Below are 19,057 nucleotides of genomic sequence, written 5' to 3' on the forward strand. Positions count from 1 at the left end.
GCAGGGTGCCCATTGGACGTAAGTCTAGGTTGGGGTTGCCGTTCGGCACATTTGGGAAGAACCCTACAAAAACAGTCGGAAATTCTCGCGTCAGCCTCTTGGAAAAAAATCCGACGAAGTGCACATTGAAGCTGTGCTTAGCGATGTCTGACGACTGTGCCAGGTGACTGAATTGAAAACGTAGAGAGTGCCATGTCCGACCACGATATTTTGAGCGACGCCGAGCGTGAAGCGCTCAGCGCTGTCATGCTCGAACCCGACTTGCCGCCGCAGCGTGTGCTGATCGTCGATGACGACAAGGACGCCCGGGAGCTGTTGTCGGAGATTCTCGCGTTGGACGGTATTCACTGCATGACCGCCGCCAGCGGTGAAACCGCGCTGAAGATGCTCGCGGAAAAACCCTCGATTGGTCTGGTGATCACGGATCTGCGCATGGGCAACGTCGATGGTCTGGACTTGATCCGCCAGGTACGCGAATCGGTGCGGGCAGCGATGCCGATCATCATTGTTTCCGGCGATGCCGATGTAAAAGACGCGATTGCCGCGATGCATCTGAGCGTGGTGGATTTTCTGCTCAAGCCGATTGATACGGCCAAGTTGCTGGGCCTGGTCAAACACGAATTGGGCATCGAACCGTAAATCGTGTTTAGCCGCTACCCTTGTGGCGAGGGAGCTTGCTCCCGCTGGGCTGCGAAGCGGCCCCAAACCCTGCATCCACATTAATCCTGACACATCGCATTCGCTGAATTTACGACGGCTGCGCCGCCGAGCGGGAGCAAGCTCCCTCGCCACAGGGATTACTGCCTGCTTGGGGTTTCAGCCCAAACAAAAAAGCCCTGATCGCAAGATCAGGGCTTTTTCATGTCCGGCAGTCAGCGCAAGTTACAGGCCATTGGCCTTCTTGAACTCGCGACGACGACGGTGCAGCACCGGCTCGGTGTAGCCGTTCGGCTGTTTGGTGCCTTCGATCACCAGTTCGACCGCCGCCTGGAAGGCGATATTGCTGTCGAAGTTCGGTGCCAGCGGACGGTACAGCGGGTCGTTGGCATTCTGCCGGTCAACCACCGGCGCCATGCGCTTGAGGCTTTCCATCACTTGCGCCTCGGTGACGATACCGTGGCGCAGCCAGTTGGCGATGTGCTGGCTGGAGATCCGCAGCGTCGCACGGTCTTCCATCAGGCCGACGTCGTTGATGTCCGGCACTTTCGAGCAACCCACGCCCTGGTCGATCCAGCGCACCACGTAACCGAGAATGCCCTGGGCGTTGTTGTCCAGTTCGTTCTTGATCTGCTCCGGGGTCCAGCTCGGGTTGACCGCCAGCGGAATGGTCAGGATGTCGTCCACCGAAGCGCGGGCACGCTTGGCCAGTTCGGCCTGACGGGCGAACACGTCGACCTTGTGATAATGCAGCGCGTGCAGCGCAGCAGCGGTCGGCGACGGTACCCAGGCGGTGTTGGCGCCGGCCAGCGGGTGAGCGATTTTCTGTTCGAGCATCGCTGCCATCAGGTCGGGCATCGCCCACATGCCTTTACCGATTTGCGCACGACCTTGCAGGCCGGTGCTCAGACCGATATCGACGTTCCAGTTCTCGTAGGCGCCGATCCACTTTTCGGCCTTCATGTCGGCCTTGCGCACCATCGGGCCGGCTTCCATGGAGGTGTGGATTTCGTCACCGGTGCGATCGAGGAAGCCGGTGTTGATGAACACCACGCGCTCGCTGGCAGCCTTGATGCAGGCCTTGAGGTTGACCGTGGTGCGGCGCTCCTCGTCCATGATCCCGACTTTCAAGGTGTTGCGGGCAAGGCCCAGCACGTCTTCGATTCGACCGAACAACTCGTTGGTGAACGCCGCTTCTTCCGGGCCGTGCATCTTCGGTTTAACGATGTAGACCGAGCCGGTGCGGGTGTTCTTGCGCGAGGTGTTGCCGTTGAGGTTGTGCATCGCCGCCAGACAGGTCACCAGACCGTCGAGGATGCCTTCCGGCACTTCGTTGCCATCCTTATCGAGGATCGCATCGATGGTCATCAGGTGACCGACGTTACGCACGAACAACAGCGAGCGACCGTGCAGGGTCAGTTCACTGCCATCGACCTTGGTGTAGGTGCGATCCGGGTTCATGGTGCGGGTGAAGGTCTGGCCGCCCTTGGCGACTTCTTCGGACAGGTCGCCCTTCATCAGGCCGAGCCAGTTGCGATAGATCACCACTTTGTCGTCGGCATCGACAGCAGCTACGGAGTCTTCGCAGTCCATGATGGTGGTCAGTGCCGCTTCCATCAGGATGTCTTTGACGCCAGCGGCATCGGTCTGGCCGACCGGGGTGCTGGCGTCGATCTGGATTTCGAAATGCAGGCCGTGGTTTTTCAGCAGGATCGCGATCGGGGCATTGGCATCGCCCTGGAAACCGATCAGCTGAGCATCGTCGCGCAGACCGGTGTTGCTGCCGCCCTTGAGGGAGACCAGCAGTTTGCCGTCAGCGATCTTGTAACCGGTGGAGTCGACGTGGGAGCCGGCAGCCAGTGGCGCCGCTTCGTCGAGGAACGCACGGGCGAAGGCGATGACCTTGTCGCCACGCACCTTGTTGTAGCCTTTGCCTTTTTCCGCGCCACCGTCTTCGCTGATCGCGTCGGTGCCATACAGGGCATCGTACAGCGAACCCCAGCGGGCGTTCGAGGCATTGAGGGCGAAGCGGGCGTTCATCACCGGCACCACGAGTTGCGGGCCGGCGGTGCGGGCGATTTCATCATCGACGTTTTGCGTCGTTGCCTGGAAATCAGCCGCTTCTGGCAGCAGATAACCGATTTCTTGCAGGAAGGCTTTATAGGCCACGGCGTCGTGCGCCTGGCCGGCGTGTTCCTGATGCCAGGCATCAAGACGAGCCTGGAAGTCATCGCGTTTGGCGAGTAGGGCTTTGTTCTTCGGCGCCAGGTCATGAATGACCTTGTCGGCACCTTCCCAGAATTTTTCGGCGGTGAGGCCGGTACCGGGAATGGCTTCGTTGTTCACGAAGTCGAACAGGACTTTGGCGACCTGCAGGCCACCGACTTGAACGTGTTCAGTCATTGCTTGCCTCACTCTGCTCAGCTATTTCGCTTTTCAGCTCTTCAATTTAACAATGAAGCCTCTGGCCATTTAAACCACAAACCTTCCGACCAGTACATGCCATTGCTGGCGGCTGGGCTGGGACCAATCAACGGCTTGGGGGCCTTGCTGACGGGGCTTTCAGGATTGCGAACGTGCCTTGGGCAGACATCGATCCAGCGTTATGTAGTGCGCGCTGCGGCATACTACATGATGAGTTGCGCTTGTGAAAATCAGACTAATTACGTCGTTCTGCGACCTCATGCCGCATTGCGGTCACGTCGCGGAACGGGATGTTCTCAAAAAACCAGCAGATTGTTCCAGTTAAATATAAAAAGTTGTACACATAAATGCTTTCTGCCTGCTATGGCATCCCCCTGCGGTGCACACTGCTGTAGTGAGGGGATTTATCCCCGATGGGTGGCGAAGACGCCCCCTGCGCGCTGACAGGTAGACCGAGCTGACAGGGTTTACGGCTGCTGCGCAACCGATCGGGGATAAATCCCCTCGCCACAGGTTGCATCCAAAACCAGGACACGGGTCTGCTGCCTGGGCTGAATCAAACCCTTGCCTATACTTGCCTTTCTATAACAAAAGTCATGACAAGAGGGCTGCGCCATGGACCATCTCGTACTCACTGTGTTTGCCCCGGACAAGCCCGGGCAGGTCGAGCGCATCGCCCAATGCATCGCCGAGCATGGCGGTAACTGGCTGGAAAGCCGCATGTCACGGATGGCCGGGCAGTTCGCGGGGATTCTGCGGGTGGCCGTGCCGGCGGAGGCTTACGACGAATTAGTCGATTCCCTACAAGCACTGTCGGCGCAGGGCATTCGTGTGCTGATTGCCGAGAGCGGCATCGAGCAGTCCTGTACCTGGAAACCGATCGCCATGGAGCTGGTGGGCAACGACCGTCCGGGCATCGTGCGCGACATCACCCGTTTGCTCAGCGAGCAGGGGGTGAACCTCGAGCGGCTGGTGACCGAAGTGCGCCCGGCGCCCATGAGCAGCGAGCCGTTATTCCACGCCGAAGCAATTCTCGCGGTGCCGCTGACCCTGTCGCTGGACGTGCTGCAATCGCGCCTGGAAACCCTGGCCGATGATCTGATGGTCGAACTGGTGTTACGCACAGACGTTTAAGCGCCGCCAGGGTTATCCAGTTTTAACGTGCACCTGCCTGTGGATAACCTGTAGAGACCGGGCGCAACGCCACGCAGGCTGTGGCTTGCCGGGAACTGATCAAAAAACCGCCAGCATTCAGTGACTTGCGCACAAACGGCGGGGATCACGCTGTGGATAACCTTGGGAAGGAACGTTGCAGGCCACGAGAATCGTGGCCTGCAAAGCTTTGTGCGTTTTTTGATCAGCTGCGCCGACGCAAACTGATCACCGCATCGACGCTGTAAACGGCCAGACCGGCCCAGATAAAGATGAACGCGATCAGGGTGCTCGACGACAAATGTTCGCCGAACAGCAGCACTGCCTGCAGCAGCACCAGGGTTGGTGCCAGGTATTGCAGGAAGCCGATGGTGGTGTAAGGCAAGTGGCGCGTGGCAGCGTTGAAGCACACCAGCGGCACCAGCGTCACCGGGCCGGCGGCTACCAGCCACCAGGCTTGCGAGGTGGTCCAGAATTCGGGTTGTGCGCTGGTCGCGGTCTGGTTGAACAACAACCAGACAATGGCGATCGGCACCAGCATCCAGGTTTCCACGACCAGCCCCGGCAAGGCTTTGACCGGCGCCTGTTTGCGGATCAAACCGTAAAAACCAAAGGTCAGCGCCAGCACCAGCGACACCCACGGCAGACTGCCGACCTGCCACACTTGCTGCGCCACGCCGATGGCCGCCAGCCCCACAGCGATCCACTGCATGCGCCGCAGGCGTTCGCCGAGAATCAACATCCCCAACAGCACGTTGACCAGCGGGTTGATGTAGTAACCGAGACTCGCTTCGAGCATGCGTCCGTTGTTCACCGACCACACGTAGGTCAGCCAGTTGGCCGCGATCAAGGTACCGCTCAGGGCCAGAATCGCCAGGCGTTTGGGGTTGTCGAGCAATTCACGCAACCAGCCCGGATGCTTCCACACCATCAGCAACAGTGCGCCGAACAGCGCCGACCACAACACGCGGTGAATGATGATCTCGACAGCGGGGACTTCGGCGATAGCCTTGAAGTAGATCGGGAACAGGCCCCAGATGATGTAGGCACTCAGGCCCAGAATGTACCCGCGACGCGGGTTGGCGGCTTGCATGCAGAATCCTTGCTTAGGCAGCTAACAAAGGAGGGATTGTAAGGAGGTTGTATAGAAGTGTCGTGTCAGAAAGCGAAAAGATCGCAGCCTTCGGCAGCTCCTGCAGGGGAATGCGATCCATGTAGGAGCTGCCGAAGGCTGCGATCTTTTGATCTTGAATTCAGAACAATTTCAAAGGTTCTTCGTTGAGCGCCGACAGTTGCTCACGCAGCGCCAACACCTGATCGCCCCAATACCGTTCGGTGCCGAACCAAGGAAAGCTGTGCGGAAACGCCGGGTCGTCCCAGCGCCGCGCCAGCCACGCGCTGTAGTGCATCAGCCGCAGGGCGCGCAGCGGTTCGATCAGCGCCAGTTCGCGCGGATCGAAGTCGTGGAATTCGTTGTAGCCATCCATCAGTTCCGAAAGCTGGCCGAGGCATTCCTGACGATCGCCCGCCAGCATCATCCAGATGTCCTGCACAGCCGGGCCCATGCGGCAGTCGTCGAGGTCGACGATGTGGAACATTTCATCGCGGCACATCATGTTGCCGGGGTGGCAGTCGCCGTGCATGCGGATGTTCTGGTGCGGCGTGGCGGCGTAGACGTCTTCGACACGCTTGAGCAAGTCGCGGGCCACAGACTCGTAGGCTGGCAGGAGGCTCTTGGGGATGAAGTTGCCTTCAAGCAATATTGCCAGCGAGGCATGGCCGAAGTTCTGCACGCCGAGTGCTTCACGGTGTTCGAACGGCTTGGTGGCGCCGACTGCATGAATGCGCCCGAGCAACTGGCCGAGGCGATACAACTGATCGAGATTGCCCGGCTCCGGCGCACGGCCGCCGCGACGCGGAAACAGGGTGAAACGGAAACCGGCGTGTTCGTGCAGGGTCTGGCCGTTGTGGATCAGCGGCGCCACCACCGGGATTTCGACGTCGGCCAGTTCGAAGGTGAACTGGTGTTCTTCGAGGATGGCTTCGTTGGTCCAGCGTTGCGGACGGTAGAACTTGGCGATCAGCGGTTCGGAGTCTTCGATGCCGACCTGATAGACGCGGTTTTCGTAGCTGTTGAGCGCGAGAATGCGCGCATCGCTGAGGAAACCGATGCTTTCGACGGCATCGAGCACGAGATCGGGTGTAAGGGTTTCAAACGGGTGGGCCATGCTGACTCCTGCGCGCAGCAGGCTGCCGCGTCCGGCCCAGCATGGTAGCGCAGATGGCAGCGGGGGAGTGGGTTGGTGTCTGGGAGGACGCTATCGCTGGCAAGCCAGCTCCCACAAAGTCTTGCACTATTTTCAAATCAGCGCAGAACCTGTGGGAGCTGGCTTGCCAGCGATTAGGGCCTGTCAGGCGCCGACGATCCCGCCATCCTCACGGGTAATCGCCATCACCGATGAACGCGGCTTGCCATTCGGCAGATGCTCGGGGAAGGTCGAACCACCGTTCTCGCCCGGGTGCTGAATCCCGACAAACAGGGTCTTCTGGTCCGGCGAGAAGCTGATCCCGGTGACTTCGCAACCAATCGGCCCGACCATGAAGCGGCGAATCTCGCCGGTCTTGGGGTCGGCACAGAGCATCTGGTTGTTGCCCATCCCGGCAAAGTCGCCGGCATTGCTTGAGTCGCCGTCCGTCAGAATCCACAAGCGCCCGGCCTTGTCGAAGCCCAGCCCGTCGGGGCTGTTGAACATGTTCTGCGAGGTGATGTTCGACGAGCCGCCCTTCGGCGTACCGGCATGGACGCCTGGATTGCCGGCGACCACAAACAGATCCCAGGCGAAGGTCTTCGAGGCGTGATCGTCGCGGTCGGTGCGCCAGCGCAGGATCTGCCCGTAGACGTTTTTCGCGCGTGGGTTCGGCCCGCCCACCGGCTGCCCGTCTTCGCCGCGTTTGGCGTTGTTGGTCAGGGTGCAATAGACCTGGCCGTCCTTCGGGCTGACGACGATCCATTCCGGGCGGTCCATGCGCGTGGCGCCGACCACGCTGGCGGCGAGACGGGCGTGGATCAGCACTTCGGCCTGATCGGCGAAACCGCTGCTGGCGTCGATGCCGTTCTTGCCATGGGTCAGTTCGATCCACTGGCCCTGGCCTTTCGGGTGATCCGGGTTGCCGTCACCGGCATCGAATTTCGCCACGTACAAAGTGCCGTGGTCGAGGATGTTGCGGTTGGCCTTGGCGTTGCGGTGGTTGATGCGGTCGCGGCTGACGAATTTGTAGATGAACTCGCCCCGTTCGTCGTCGCCCATGTACACCACGGCGCGGCCGTCGTCGGTCTCGGCCAGTGCGGCGTTTTCATGTTTGAAGCGACCCAGCGCGGTACGTTTGACCGGGGTCGATTGCGGATCGAACGGATCGATCTCGACCACCCAGCCGTGACGGTTGAGCTCGTTGGGGTTCTTGGCCATGTCGAAGCGTGGATCGAACGGATGCCAGTTGATCTCGCGGCTGGCCGCCGACACGCCGTAACGCTTCTGCGCCGGATCGAACTGCTGCTGGGCGTTGCTGCTGCCAAAGCAGTCGGTGAAGTTTTCTTCGCAGGTCAGATAGGTGCCCCACGGTGTCTTGCCGTTGGCGCAGTTCTGGAAGGTGCCGAGGACTCTCTTGCCGTGCTTGTCGGCGGCCGTCTTCATCAGCTCGTGACCCGCCGCCGGGCCACTGATGCGCAACGGCGAGTTGCCGTGGATGCGCCGGTTGTAGCGCGAGCCCTGGACGAACTGCCATTGGCCGTTCTTGCGCTGCACTTCGATCACCGACACACCTTCGCAGGCCAGCGCCTTGCGCACGTCTTCGGCCGATTGCGGCATGCCGCCGTGCGGGTAGAGGTAGCGGTAGTTGGTGTATTCGTTGTTGATCGCCATCAACGCGCGGTTTCTGTCGTCGGGGAATTCGAACAGGCTCATGCCGTCGTTGTTGTCACCGAACTGCACTTCCTGTGCGGCGGCGGTGCCATTGCCGCTCGGGTCGAACGCCGGGCCGTTCTTGTGCAATGGCTGACCCCAACTGATCAGCACCGAGGACTTGTAGCCCTTGGGCAGGCTGATGACGTCGGTGGTGGCGGCGGGAATGCTCTCGAAACCCAGCAAGCGGCTGTTGCCGGCGCTGATGCCGGTGGCCAGCGCGCTGCGGCTGAGCAGGTTACCGCCGAGGAACATGGCGGCGCCGCACAGCGCACCGGCGCTGATGAAACCGCGACGGCTGAGGCCGACCATTTTTTCCAGGTCTGTCGATTGGTTTTCTTCTAATAGGCTCACATCAGGCTCCCTGCTTGGTTTTGGCAGCCACCTTAATGAGCGTCGATTACGCTTTCGTTGCAGCGCCTGATTACAGCGGCGTGCCGATCAGCACATTGGACGGCGAGAACTGCACCTGCACCGGTTGCCCGACACTCAGCCCGCGGGTGCGAAGCTGCAGCGGCTCAGCCAGAGCGCAGAGCGTCTGGCCGTTGGGCAAAGCGATGCGCACTTCGCTGGGGCCGTCCTCGGCATCGAGAATGGCTTCGAGGGTGCCGCTTAGTAGATTGTGTCCAGATGTTGCAGCTTGGTCCGCCGCCAGCAGTTCAAGCCAGCCGGCCTTGATCAATGCCACCACTTCAGTGCCCGGTTGCAGTTCCAGATGCACGGTGCTGTCGTGGGTAATCTGCGCGTTGATCCACAGGCCTTCGGCCAGTTCGAGGCGGATCAGGTCATTGCGACCCTGACCTTCGATGGCCACGACTTTTCCGTGCAGTTGATTGCGCGCGCTGGTTCTGAGCATCAATCGCCCAAGCAGATCCAGATCGCTGGCGTCCTCAGCGGCCTCCAGCACCTGTGCCTGTAAAGCTTGCAGCTTTTGATACAGACGCAACACCCGCTCGCCTTCGCTGGACAATCTGGCGCCACCGCCGCCCTTGCCGCCGACCGCACGTTCCACCAGTGGCTTCTGCGCCAGGTTGTTCAACTCATCGATCGCATCCCAAGCGGCCTTGTAACTCAGCCCGGCGCTTTTTGCGGCGCGGGTGATCGAGCCCTGTTCGGCAATGTGTTGCAGCAGGGCGATGCGCTGCGGACGGCGGACGATGTGCTGGGATAACAGAGACGGCATGGACATGGAGGGGGGCTTTTCACGATGGCGGTGGAAAGTGAAGTTGGCGGCTTGAGCCACAAGAGTCAAGCCACACACTGTCCTCCCACAAGGGGATTGTGCTGACTTCAATTCCCTGGTTTTGGGGTGCGCGCCAGGCAATACACGTCAACCCGCGCTGCGCCTGCATTTTTTAGCAGTCGCGCCAATGCCTGGGCCGTGGCGCCGGTGGTCAGCACGTCATCGATCAATGCGAAGTGCCGACCTTTCACATCGGTGTCAGGGTTCAGCGCGAAGGCATGACGCAAATTGCGCTTGCGCGCCTTGGCGTCGAGATCCTGCTGGGCGCTGGTGTCGTGGACCCGCCGTAGCGCCTGTTCCTCAAAAGGCAGATCCAGCTGTTGGCTCAACCATCGCCCGAGCATCGCCGCTTGATTGAACCCGCGTTGGCGCAGTCGTTTGCTGGCCAATGGCACCGGCACCAACGCGTCGGGTCGTGGCAATCCCTCATCGAAGCGATGTTGCAGGTATTGTCCGGCAACGTCGGCGAGCAGGTGACCAAACGGCCATTTCGCCTTGTGTTTAAAGCGTGTAATCAGACTGTCCACCGGGAAGTCATAGCGCCACGGCACGACCACCTGTTCGAACGCCGGCGGCTCTAGCAGGCACTCGCTGCAGGTCAGACCGACAGCCGGCATCGGCAACGCGCACGTCTGGCACTGGTCGCCGAGCCACGGCAGCTCGGTTTCACAGGCGACGCACATTGGCAATTCTGCTTCTGCGGGCTCATCGCACAGCAAGCAGGTCTGTACGTTTTTTAAACAGATGTAAACCTGTTGTGCGTATCGTGGTTGACAGCGCATGACTCTTCCTTAAATATGCCGAACATCCGTGTCGCGCCTGTGGGTATTCCGTTCCCGCAGCCGCCAGCCAAGCATAACCAAGGAACTGCCCATGAGCGCCAGCACCTCTGCCACCCTGCGTCACGACTGGTCTTTAGCCGAAGTCAAAGCGCTCTTCGTACAGCCATTCAACGACTTGCTGTTCCAGGCGCAGACGGTGCACCGCGCACATTTCAACGCCAACCGCGTGCAGGTTTCGACCCTGCTGTCGATCAAGACCGGTGCTTGCCCGGAAGACTGCAAGTACTGCCCGCAGTCCGGTCACTACAACACCGGCCTGGAAAAAGAAAAGCTGATGGAAGTGCAGAAAGTCCTCGAGGAGGCTGCCCGCGCCAAAGCCATCGGCTCCACGCGTTTCTGCATGGGGGCGGCGTGGAAGCACCCGTCGGCCAAAGACATGCCGTATGTGCTGAAGATGGTCGAAGGCGTGAAAGCCATGGGTCTGGAAACCTGCATGACTCTCGGTCGTCTCGATCAAGAACAGACCGAAGCGCTGGCCAAGGCTGGCCTGGATTACTACAACCACAACCTCGACACCTCGCCGGAGTTCTACGGCAGCATCATCACCACCCGTACTTACAGCGAGCGCCTGCAGACCCTGGCCTACGTGCGTGAGTCGGGGATGAAGATCTGCTCCGGCGGCATCCTCGGCATGGGCGAGTCGCTGGACGACCGCGCCAACCTGCTGATCCAGCTGGCCAACCTGCCGGAGCATCCGGAGTCAGTGCCGATCAACATGCTGGTGAAAGTCGCCGGCACGCCGCTGGAAAACGCCGACGACGTCGATCCGTTCGATTTCATCCGCATGCTTGCCGTGGCGCGCATCCTCATGCCGCAATCCCACGTGCGCCTGTCCGCCGGCCGCGAAGCGATGAACGAGCAGATGCAGGCGTTGGCATTCTTTGCCGGTGCCAACTCGATTTTTTACGGCGACAAACTGCTGACCACTGCCAACCCGCAGGCCGACAAGGACATGCAACTGTTCGCGCGTCTGGGTATTCAGCCAGAAGCCCGTGAAGAGCATGCCGATGAGGTGCATCAGGCCGCGATCGAGCAGGCGCTGGTGGAGCAGAAGAGCAGCGAGCAGTTCTATAACGCTGCCATCTAAGTTTTTTGATGCGATGCAAAACACTGTGGGAGCTGGCTTGCCAGCGATAGCGGAGTGGCTGTCGACATCTATGTTGAATGTGTCACCGTCATCGCTGGCAAGCCAGCTCCCACAGGGTCTGTGTCCGTCTTGATTCATCTGATCTGACTGTCGAGGCCTGCATGTCTTTCGATCTCGCCGCACGCCTTGCTGCCCGCCGTGCTGAAAATCTCTATCGCCAGCGTCCGTTGCTCGAGTCCCCGCAGGGGCCTGAAGTGGTGGTCGACGGGCAGCCGTTGCTGGCGTTCTGCAATAACGACTACCTTGGTCTGGCCAATCACCCGCAGGTGATCGAAGCCTGGCGCGCCGGTGCCGAGCGCTGGGGCGTGGGTGGCGGAGCGTCACATCTGGTGATCGGCCACAGCAGCCCGCATCATGCACTGGAAGAAGCACTGGCTGACCTCACCGGCCGGCCGCGTGCGTTGCTGTTCACCACTGGCTACATGGCCAACCTCGGTGCGGTCACGGCACTGGTGGGGCAGGGCGATACGGTGTTGGAAGACCGCCTCAATCACGCCTCGTTGCTGGATGCCGGTCTGTTGTCCGGCGCGCGTTTCAATCGTTATCTGCACAACGATGCCGACAGTCTGGCCACGCGTCTGGAGAAAGCCACGGGCAACACGCTGGTGGTCACCGATGGCGTATTCAGTATGGACGGCGACATTGCCGATCTGCCCGCGCTGGCCCGGGAAGCCAAGGCCAGGGGCGCGTGGCTGATGGTCGATGATGCCCATGGCTTCGGCCCGCTCGGCGCCAATGGCGGCGGGATCGTCGAGCATTTCGGCTTGAGTCAGGACGATGTGCCGGTGCTGGTCGGCACCCTCGGCAAGGCGTTCGGCACGGCGGGTGCTTTTGTCGCCGGCAGCGAAGAGCTGATCGAAAGCCTGATCCAGTTTGCCCGGCCGTACATCTACACCACCAGCCAGCCACCGGCGCTGGCCTGCGCAACGCTGAAAAGTCTGGAATTACTGCGCACGGAACACTGGCGTCGTGAACATTTGCAGACGCTGATCCGCCAGTTCCGCCACGGCGCCGAGCAGATCGGCCTGCAATTGATGGACAGTTTCACCCCGATCCAGCCGATTCTGATCGGCGATGCCGGTCGCGCCGTGCGCCTGTCGCAGATGCTGCGCGAGCGCGGCTTGATGGTCACGGCAATCCGTCCGCCGACCGTCCCGGCGGGCAGCGCACGCCTGCGCGTGACCCTGACCGCTGCCCACAGCGAGGCGCAGGTGCAGCTATTGTTGGAAGGACTGGCCGATTGCTTTGCCCAACTGCCGCCGGAGCCAAGCCATGCGTGATCGTCTGATTCTGCTGCCGGGCTGGGGCCTTGGTATTTCGCCGCTGGAGCCTTTGACCGCAGCGTTACAGGGACTCGACGAGCATCTGTATGTCGAGATCGAGCCGTTGCCCGAGCTTGATTCCAGCGACTTGCAGGAGTGGCTCGACGATCTCGATGAACGTATTCCTCAGGATGTGTGGCTGGGCGGCTGGTCGCTGGGCGGCATGCTTGCCTCTGAATTGGCAGCACGGCGCGGCGAGCGTTGCTGCGGTCTGCTGACGCTGGCGAGCAATCCTTCTTTCGTGGCCCACGAGCATTGGCCGAGTGCGATGCCGGACGAGACGTTCGATGCATTTCTCGGCGGCTGCCAGGCCGATCCGCGAATGACCCTCAAACGATTCTCGCTGTTGTGTGCTCAGGGCGCGCAGGACCCGCGCGGCATGTCGCGACTGCTGCTCGGCGGTGCGCCGAATTCGGCCCCCGAAACCTTGTTGGCCGGGCTGGAACTGCTCGCCCAACTGGATACCCGGGAAGCGTTGCAGGCGTTTCGCGGACCGCAGTTACACCTGTTCGCCGGGCAGGACGGCCTGGTGCCGGCCGAAGCGGCGGGGGCGTTGTTCGCGCTGTTGCCGGATATCGAAATTGGTCTGATCGAACAGGCCAGTCATGCGTTTCTTCTGGAAGACCCCCATGGCGTGGCGGGTGCGATCCAGGCTTTTCTACACGAGTGCGGTGATGACTGATTTGTCTCTTGTTGCGCTGCCCGGCGGCTTGCCCGACAAGCGCCAGGTCGCGGCCTCTTTCTCCCGTGCGGCGGCCAGTTACGACAGTGTTGCCGAATTGCAGCGTGATGTCGGCTCACAGTTGCTGCAGCGGTTGCCGGAAGATTTTCTGCCGTCGCGCTGGCTGGATCTTGGCTGCGGCACCGGCTATTTCACTCGCGCATTGGCCGAGCGATATGTCGAGGGGCAGGGGCTGGCACTGGATATCGCCGAGGGCATGCTCGATCACGCACGGCCACTGGGCGGCGCGCAGCATTTCATCGCGGGTGATGCGGAGCGTCTGCCATTGCAGGATTCGACCTGCGAGCTGATCTTCTCCAGCCTCGCGGTGCAGTGGTGTGCGGACTTCGAATCGGTGCTCAGCGAAGCTTTTCGTGTGCTCAAGCCGGGCGGGATTTTCGCGTTTGCTAGTCTTTGTGTCGGGACGTTGTACGAATTGCGCGACAGTTGGCGGCAGGTCGATGGGCTGGTGCACGTCAACCGCTTCCGCGAATTCGCCCGGTATGAGCAGTTGTGCGCCGCCAGTGGCTTGCGTTCGGTGAGTCTGCAGAATCAGGCGCATGTGCTGCACTACCCGGATGTGCGCAACCTGACCCACGAACTCAAGGCGCTCGGTGCACACAATCTGAACCCCGGGCGGCCGGGTGGTTTGACCGGGCGGGCGCGGATCCTCGGCCTGATCGAGGCGTACGAACAGTTCCGTCAGCCGCAGGGATTGCCGGCGACTTATCAGGTGGTTTACGCCGTGTTGGAGAAACCCTTATGAGCGCAGCCTATTTCATCACCGGGACTGACACCGATGTCGGCAAGACCACCGTGGCAGCCGGATTGCTGCATGCTGCGCGCTCGGCGGGGCTGAGTACGGCGGCGGGCAAACCGGTGGCTTCGGGGTGCGAGGTAACCGCCAAGGGCTTGCGCAATGCGGACGCGCTGGCGTTGTTGGCTGAATGTTCGGTGTCGCTGACTTATCAACAGGTCAATCCGGTCGCGTTCGAGCCGGCCATCGCGCCGCATCTGGCGGCGCGCGAGGCGGGTGTCGCGCTGACCGTGCAATCGCTGTTGGCGCCGATGCGCGAAATTCTGGCGCTGCATGCCGATTTCACCTTGATTGAGGGGGCCGGTGGCTGGCGAGTACCGTTGGCGGATCAGGACAATCTGTCGGATCTGGCCATCGCGCTGAAGCTGCCGGTGATTCTGGTGGTGGGCGTGCGCCTGGGCTGTATCAGTCATGCCTTGCTGACGGCCGAGGCAATTGCCCGCGATGGCCTGCAACTGGCCGGTTGGGTGGCGAATATCATCGATCCGAAGACCTCGCGGCTGGAAGAGAATCTGGCGACGCTGGCCGAGCGGCTTCCCGCGCCGTGTCTGGGACGCGTGCCGAAACTCAAGGCACTCAGTGCCGAGGCGGTCGCGGATCATCTGCAACTCGATCTGCTGGATTAATGTTTTTGGCTATGACAGGGCACTGTGCCATCAGTATTTTTGACGGGTGTTTTTCTGGCACCTCTGCTTCAATGGCAACCATTGATCCTTCCCAAGGATGAGAACTCCCATGGAAATCACCGGTAACACAGCTTTTTATGCGGGTTTGAGCACCATTCAAACCGGGCAGAATCGTGTCGATCAGGCCGCCAGCCAGATCGCCAATAATACGATCGAGCGTTCGGTTACCAGCCAGTCTTCCGAAGCGCAGGTCGATCGTCTGCGCGGTATCGACCGCAGTCAGCAAATGGATCCGGGCAGCGCCATGGCCGAAATGGCCCAGGGCAAGTTTCAGGTAGAGCTGGGCACCAAGGTCGCCAAGGCTTCCGATGAAATGCTCGGTACGATCATTGATACGTTTGCCTGATTTTTTGCGGTCCCTGCCTGCTGAACGCCGCGCTTTGTCGCGGCGTTTTTCGTTGTAAGTCCTTCTCCCTCAACTAATCTTTTTTCATTGCCCGTGGCGCTTTGCAGTTCATGGCGGTTTGCCGTGTCCGGCATTTGAAAAAAGTCATGACGAACGGCAAAAGATCGACGCTTGACAAGATTTCGGCGTAAACGTATGTTTCAAACAACTGTTTGACCGTCATAACAAATCAACACGGTCGTTCATTCCCGGTTACATCAGCAGAGGTTTATCGCTATGCCTGACTACAAGGCCCCCTTGCGTGATATTCGCTTCGTTCGTGACGAACTGCTCGGCTACGAAGCGCACTATCAGAGCCTTCCAGCTTGCTCCGAAGCAACGCCGGACATGGTTGACGCCATCCTCGAAGAAGGCGCCAAGTTTTGTGAGCAGGTATTGGCACCGCTGAACCGCGTGGGCGACCTCGAAGGCTGCACCTGGAGCGAGTCCGGTGTGAAAACCCCGACTGGCTTCAAAGAGGCTTACAAGCAATTCGTCGAAGGCGGCTGGCCGAGCCTGGCGCACGACGTCGAGCACGGCGGTCAGGGCCTGCCGGAGTCGCTGGGTCTGGCTGTGAGCGAAATGGTCGGTGAAGCCAACTGGTCGTGGGGCATGTACCCGGGCCTGTCGCACGGCGCGATGAACACCATCTCCGAGCACGGCACCCCTGAGCAGCAAGAAGCCTATTTGACCAAACTGGTTTCCGGCGAATGGACCGGCACCATGTGCTTGACCGAACCGCACTGCGGCACCGACCTGGGCATGCTGCGCACCAAGGCCGAGCCTCAGGCCGATGGCTCCTACAAGGTTTCCGGCACCAAGATCTTCATCTCGGCCGGTGAACACGACATGGCCGACAACATCGTCCACATCGTACTGGCCCGCCTGCCGGACGCACCGGCTGGCACCAAAGGCATTTCCCTGTTCATCGTTCCAAAATTCCTGCCGAACGCCGATGGCACCATCGGTGCGCGTAACGCAGTGAGCTGCGGCTCGCTGGAACACAAGATGGGCATTCACGGCAACGCCACTTGCGTGATGAACTTCGACGGCGCCACCGGTTTCCTGATTGGCCCGGCGAACAAAGGCCTGAACTGCATGTTCACCTTCATGAACACCGCACGTCTGGGTACCGCGCTGCAAGGTCTGGCCCACGCCGAAATCGGCTTCCAGGGCGGCCTGAAATATGCTCGCGATCGTCTGCAAATGCGCTCTCTGACTGGCCCGAAAGCGCCGGACAAGGCCGCTGACCCGATCATCGTGCACCCTGACGTACGTCGCATGCTGCTGACCATGAAGGCCTTCGCCGAAGGCAACCGCGCGATGGTGTACTTCACCGCCAAACAGGTCGACATCGTCAAGTACGGCGTCGACGAAGAAGAGAAGAAGAAGGCCGACGCACTGCTGGCGTTCATGACGCCGATCGCCAAGGCGTTCATGACCGAAGTCGGTTTCGAAGCCGCCAACCACGGGGTGCAGATCTACGGTGGTCACGGTTTCATCGCCGAGTGGGGCATGGAGCAGAACGTTCGCGACAGCCGCATTTCGATGCTGTACGAAGGCACCACCGGCATCCAGGCACTCGACCTGCTGGGCCGTAAAGTGCTGATGACTCAAGGCGAAGCCCTGAAAGGCTTCACCAAGATCGTTCACAAGTTCTGCCAGAACAACGAAGGCAACGAAGCCGTCAAAGAATTCGTTGCACCGCTGGCTGCACTGAACAAGGAATGGGGCGAGCTGACCATGAAGGTCGGTATGGCCGCCATGAAAGACCGTGAAGAAGTCGGCGCGGCCTCCGTGGACTACCTGATGTACTCCGGTTACGCCTGCCTGGCCTACTTCTGGGCTGACATGGCGCGCCTGGCTGCTGAAAAACTGGCTGCCGGCACCACCGACGAGGCGTTCTACACCGCCAAGCTGCAAACCGCGCGCTTCTACTTCCAGCGCATCCTGCCACGTACCCGAACCCACGTGGCCACCATGCTGTCGGGCGCCAATAACCTGATGGACATGAAAGAAGAAGACTTCGCACTGGGCTACTAAGCCTCAACGCGGTCTGACCAAAACCGCTGCTCTTCCGGGGGCAGCGGTTTTTTTTGTTGCTGAATCGCTCAGCAACCCGGCTTTTCTGCCGTTAAAGAGACTGCCTGTGATCTGGATCACATTGTGTGTGCTTAACTGGCCACATTGCAGGCACAATGCCATCTCTTTGATATGACGGGTCGGAGCTTTACCCTTGCCGCGTTCTTCCGCTGTACGTTTCAGTCATTTCCTGCCTTCACTGCTGTTATTGCTTGCGGGGTTGGCGGCTGCGTACGTCAAAGACCTCAATGTGTTCTTCACATCGCTGTTCAACGTGTTGCCGACTCTGGTGCTGCTGTTGGGCGGCGCTTACTGTGCGGTTTACCGACGTCAGCGCGAACTGTTTCTGATGCTCACGGTGTACATCGCCTACTTTCTGCTCGACACCCAGACTGACTATTACCGCGATAACGGCAAAGTGCGCGAAGACGCCGCGGTGGTGTTTCATCTGGTCTGTCTGCTGTTGCCGCTGTTGTTCGGCCTGTTCGCCGCGTGGCAAGAGCGCACCCATCTGTTTCAGGACATGGTCGCGCGGTTCGCCGTGTTGCTGGCCTTTGGCAGCGTCGCCCTCGGTCTTGAGCAAAGTTATCCCCAGGCGTTGCTGATGTGGCTCTCGGAAATCCGCTGGCCTGCGCTGCACGGCGCCTGGATGAGCCTGATCCAGATGTCCTATCCGGTGTTTCTCTCGGCGTTCCTGCTGCTGGCCTGGCAATACTGGCGCAACCCGCGCCCGTTGCATGCGGCGCAACTGGTCGGCTTGCTCGGGTTGTTCTGGATGCTGCCGAAAACCTTCATCCTGCCGTTCACCCTGAACATCATGTGCAGTCAGGTGATGCTGATGATTGCCGCCGCCGTGGCGCATGAGGCCTACCAAATGGCCTTCCGCGATGAGCTCACTGGTTTGCCAGGGCGGCGCGCGCTTAATGAGCGCATGCAGCGCCTGGGTCGCAATTATGTGTTGGCGATGAGCGACGTCGATCACTTCAAGAAATTCAACGACACCCACGGTCATGACGTTGGTGATCAGGTGCTGCGCCTGGTCGCGAGCAAACTGTCGAAAATCAGCGGCGGCGGCAGGGCATATCGCTATGGCGGTGAGGAATTCGCCCTGGTGTTTGCGGGCAAAACCCTCGAGGAATGCATGCCGCACCTGGAAGTGATCCGCGAGTCGATTGCTTCCTACAACATTCAGCTGCGTAATCAGGAAAACCGTCCGCAAGATGACCAGCAAGGTCGTCAGCGGCGTGGCGGCAGCGGTGCTTCCAGTGTCTCGGTGACGGTCAGTATCGGTGTTGCCGAACGCGTCGAGCAGCGAACGCCGGAAGAAGTCCTCAAGTCTGCCGACCAGGCGTTGTACAGCGCCAAGGGCGCCGGGCGTAACTGCGTCATGGCGTTCGGACAGAACCGTCGCGGCGCGGTGCGGATGGACAGCGCCGCTGGCTGACTCAAGCCACACGTCATCACTCAAAAGCCCGCTGATTGCGGGCTTTCTTTTATCTCTGAATGCTGGTGACCAAAAATAACAAATCAGTCACCGGTTGACCCTATGTGTCGCAAAAGTTGTTGAGGTACACTCGGCCTCAACGAAAACACTCTTCCACGAATCACCTGTTTAGATCT

16 protein-coding genes are annotated in these 19,057 nt (G+C 60.4%); 10 read left to right on the forward strand and 6 right to left on the reverse strand.

Features of this window, described 5'->3' with window-relative positions; all coding sequences use genetic code 11:
• Positions 1-192: 192 nt before the first annotated feature.
• Positions 193-639 (forward strand): response regulator, encoded by a 447-nt coding sequence (locus KVQ82_RS03430; protein ID WP_041069952.1) that lies wholly within the window; start codon positions 193-195, stop codon positions 637-639.
• Between the two features lie 243 nt (positions 640-882).
• Here KVQ82_RS03430 and KVQ82_RS03435 read toward each other — a convergent pair whose 3' ends face one another.
• Positions 883-3,060 carry a malate synthase G gene (locus tag KVQ82_RS03435; RefSeq protein WP_222018027.1) on the reverse strand — a complete coding sequence of 726 codons (2,178 nt, stop codon included), beginning with the start codon at positions 3,058-3,060 and terminating at the stop codon, positions 883-885.
• Between the two features lie 636 nt (positions 3,061-3,696).
• On the opposite strand from KVQ82_RS03435, the gene KVQ82_RS03440 reads away from it, so the two are divergent.
• Positions 3,697-4,215 (forward strand): glycine cleavage system protein R, encoded by a 519-nt coding sequence (locus tag KVQ82_RS03440; RefSeq protein WP_222018029.1) that lies wholly within the window; start codon positions 3,697-3,699, stop codon positions 4,213-4,215.
• 223 nt (positions 4,216-4,438) lie between these two features.
• On the opposite strand, the gene rarD is transcribed toward KVQ82_RS03440, so the two are convergent.
• The 5 genes from rarD to KVQ82_RS03465 all read right to left on the reverse strand — a co-directional run bounded on the left by rarD (position 4,439) and on the right by KVQ82_RS03465 (position 10,217).
• Positions 4,439-5,326, reverse strand: a complete 888-nt coding sequence (rarD, locus tag KVQ82_RS03445) for an EamA family transporter RarD (protein ID WP_222018031.1) — start codon at positions 5,324-5,326, stop codon at positions 4,439-4,441.
• Between the two features lie 160 nt (positions 5,327-5,486).
• On the reverse strand, positions 5,487-6,461 hold the full coding sequence (locus KVQ82_RS03450; RefSeq protein ID WP_222018034.1) for a serine/threonine protein kinase: 975 nt from the start codon (positions 6,459-6,461) through the stop codon (positions 5,487-5,489).
• A 183-nt stretch (positions 6,462-6,644) separates the two neighbouring features.
• Complete coding sequence (locus KVQ82_RS03455) at positions 6,645-8,546, reverse strand: PhoX family phosphatase (RefSeq protein WP_222018036.1); 1,902 nt, start codon at positions 8,544-8,546, stop codon at positions 6,645-6,647.
• A 70-nt stretch (positions 8,547-8,616) separates the two neighbouring features.
• Positions 8,617-9,381 carry a TOBE domain-containing protein gene (locus KVQ82_RS03460; protein WP_222018037.1) on the reverse strand — a complete coding sequence of 255 codons (765 nt, stop codon included), beginning with the start codon at positions 9,379-9,381 and terminating at the stop codon, positions 8,617-8,619.
• Positions 9,382-9,482: 101 nt separating this feature from the next.
• Complete coding sequence (locus KVQ82_RS03465) at positions 9,483-10,217, reverse strand: ComF family protein (protein ID WP_222018039.1); 735 nt, start codon at positions 10,215-10,217, stop codon at positions 9,483-9,485.
• A 91-nt stretch (positions 10,218-10,308) separates the two neighbouring features.
• Between KVQ82_RS03465 and bioB the strand changes: the two genes are divergently transcribed.
• The 8 genes from bioB to KVQ82_RS03505 all read left to right on the forward strand — a co-directional run bounded on the left by bioB (position 10,309) and on the right by KVQ82_RS03505 (position 18,881).
• Positions 10,309-11,364: a biotin synthase BioB gene (gene bioB, locus KVQ82_RS03470; RefSeq protein WP_086793534.1), complete on the forward strand. Its 1,056-nt coding sequence runs from the start codon at positions 10,309-10,311 to the stop codon at positions 11,362-11,364.
• A gap of 161 nt (positions 11,365-11,525) precedes the next feature.
• Positions 11,526-12,704: an 8-amino-7-oxononanoate synthase gene (gene bioF, locus KVQ82_RS03475; protein ID WP_222018041.1), complete on the forward strand. Its 1,179-nt coding sequence runs from the start codon at positions 11,526-11,528 to the stop codon at positions 12,702-12,704.
• The gene (locus KVQ82_RS03480) at positions 12,697-13,428 is read left to right on the forward strand and encodes an alpha/beta fold hydrolase (protein ID WP_222018043.1); all 732 of its coding nucleotides are present in this window, start codon (positions 12,697-12,699) and stop codon (positions 13,426-13,428) included. Before bioF ends, KVQ82_RS03480 begins: the two co-directional genes overlap by 8 nt.
• Positions 13,421-14,233 carry a malonyl-ACP O-methyltransferase BioC gene (gene bioC, locus KVQ82_RS03485; protein ID WP_174376955.1) on the forward strand — a complete coding sequence of 271 codons (813 nt, stop codon included), beginning with the start codon at positions 13,421-13,423 and terminating at the stop codon, positions 14,231-14,233. The genes KVQ82_RS03480 and bioC overlap by 8 nt, the downstream gene beginning before the upstream one ends.
• A complete protein-coding gene (bioD, locus tag KVQ82_RS03490; protein WP_222018045.1) occupies positions 14,230-14,910 on the forward strand; it encodes a dethiobiotin synthase in 681 nt (226 codons plus the stop codon). Before bioC ends, bioD begins: the two co-directional genes overlap by 4 nt.
• Before the next feature lie 109 nt (positions 14,911-15,019).
• Positions 15,020-15,316, forward strand: a complete 297-nt coding sequence (locus KVQ82_RS03495; RefSeq protein ID WP_041069983.1) for a hypothetical protein — start codon at positions 15,020-15,022, stop codon at positions 15,314-15,316.
• 276 nt (positions 15,317-15,592) lie between these two features.
• Positions 15,593-17,398, forward strand: coding sequence for a phenylacyl-CoA dehydrogenase (locus KVQ82_RS03500; protein WP_041069986.1), 1,806 nt, complete (start codon positions 15,593-15,595; stop codon positions 17,396-17,398).
• A gap of 193 nt (positions 17,399-17,591) precedes the next feature.
• Complete coding sequence (locus KVQ82_RS03505; protein WP_041069989.1) at positions 17,592-18,881, forward strand: GGDEF domain-containing protein; 1,290 nt, start codon at positions 17,592-17,594, stop codon at positions 18,879-18,881.
• The last annotated feature ends 176 nt before the right edge of the window (positions 18,882-19,057 follow it).

It is taken from the genome of Pseudomonas sp. AO-1, from assembly GCF_019775695.1.
Taxonomy (GTDB): domain Bacteria; phylum Pseudomonadota; class Gammaproteobacteria; order Pseudomonadales; family Pseudomonadaceae; genus Aquipseudomonas; species Aquipseudomonas parakoreensis.

Excerpts from the sequence above, each read along its gene's own strand:
- KVQ82_RS03440 (WP_222018029.1), top strand. The coding sequence starts at position 3,697 with ATGGACCATCTCGTACTCACTGTGTTTGCCCCGGACAAGCCCGGGCAG.
- KVQ82_RS03480 (WP_222018043.1), top strand. The coding sequence starts at position 12,697 with ATGCGTGATCGTCTGATTCTGCTGCCGGGCTGGGGCCTTGGTATTTCG.
- KVQ82_RS03460 (WP_222018037.1), bottom strand. The coding sequence starts at position 9,381 with ATGTCCATGCCGTCTCTGTTATCCCAGCACATCGTCCGCCGTCCGCAG.
- bioF (WP_222018041.1), top strand. The coding sequence starts at position 11,526 with ATGTCTTTCGATCTCGCCGCACGCCTTGCTGCCCGCCGTGCTGAAAAT.
- bioD (WP_222018045.1), top strand. The coding sequence starts at position 14,230 with ATGAGCGCAGCCTATTTCATCACCGGGACTGACACCGATGTCGGCAAG.
- bioB (WP_086793534.1), top strand. The coding sequence starts at position 10,309 with ATGAGCGCCAGCACCTCTGCCACCCTGCGTCACGACTGGTCTTTAGCC.
- KVQ82_RS03495 (WP_041069983.1), top strand. The coding sequence starts at position 15,020 with ATGGAAATCACCGGTAACACAGCTTTTTATGCGGGTTTGAGCACCATT.
- rarD (WP_222018031.1), bottom strand. The coding sequence starts at position 5,326 with ATGCAAGCCGCCAACCCGCGTCGCGGGTACATTCTGGGCCTGAGTGCC.
- KVQ82_RS03465 (WP_222018039.1), bottom strand. The coding sequence starts at position 10,217 with ATGCGCTGTCAACCACGATACGCACAACAGGTTTACATCTGTTTAAAA.
- KVQ82_RS03430 (WP_041069952.1), top strand. The coding sequence starts at position 193 with ATGTCCGACCACGATATTTTGAGCGACGCCGAGCGTGAAGCGCTCAGC.
- KVQ82_RS03450 (WP_222018034.1), bottom strand. The coding sequence starts at position 6,461 with ATGGCCCACCCGTTTGAAACCCTTACACCCGATCTCGTGCTCGATGCC.
- KVQ82_RS03500 (WP_041069986.1), top strand. The coding sequence starts at position 15,593 with ATGCCTGACTACAAGGCCCCCTTGCGTGATATTCGCTTCGTTCGTGAC.
- KVQ82_RS03435 (WP_222018027.1), bottom strand. The coding sequence starts at position 3,060 with ATGACTGAACACGTTCAAGTCGGTGGCCTGCAGGTCGCCAAAGTCCTG.
- bioC (WP_174376955.1), top strand. The coding sequence starts at position 13,421 with ATGACTGATTTGTCTCTTGTTGCGCTGCCCGGCGGCTTGCCCGACAAG.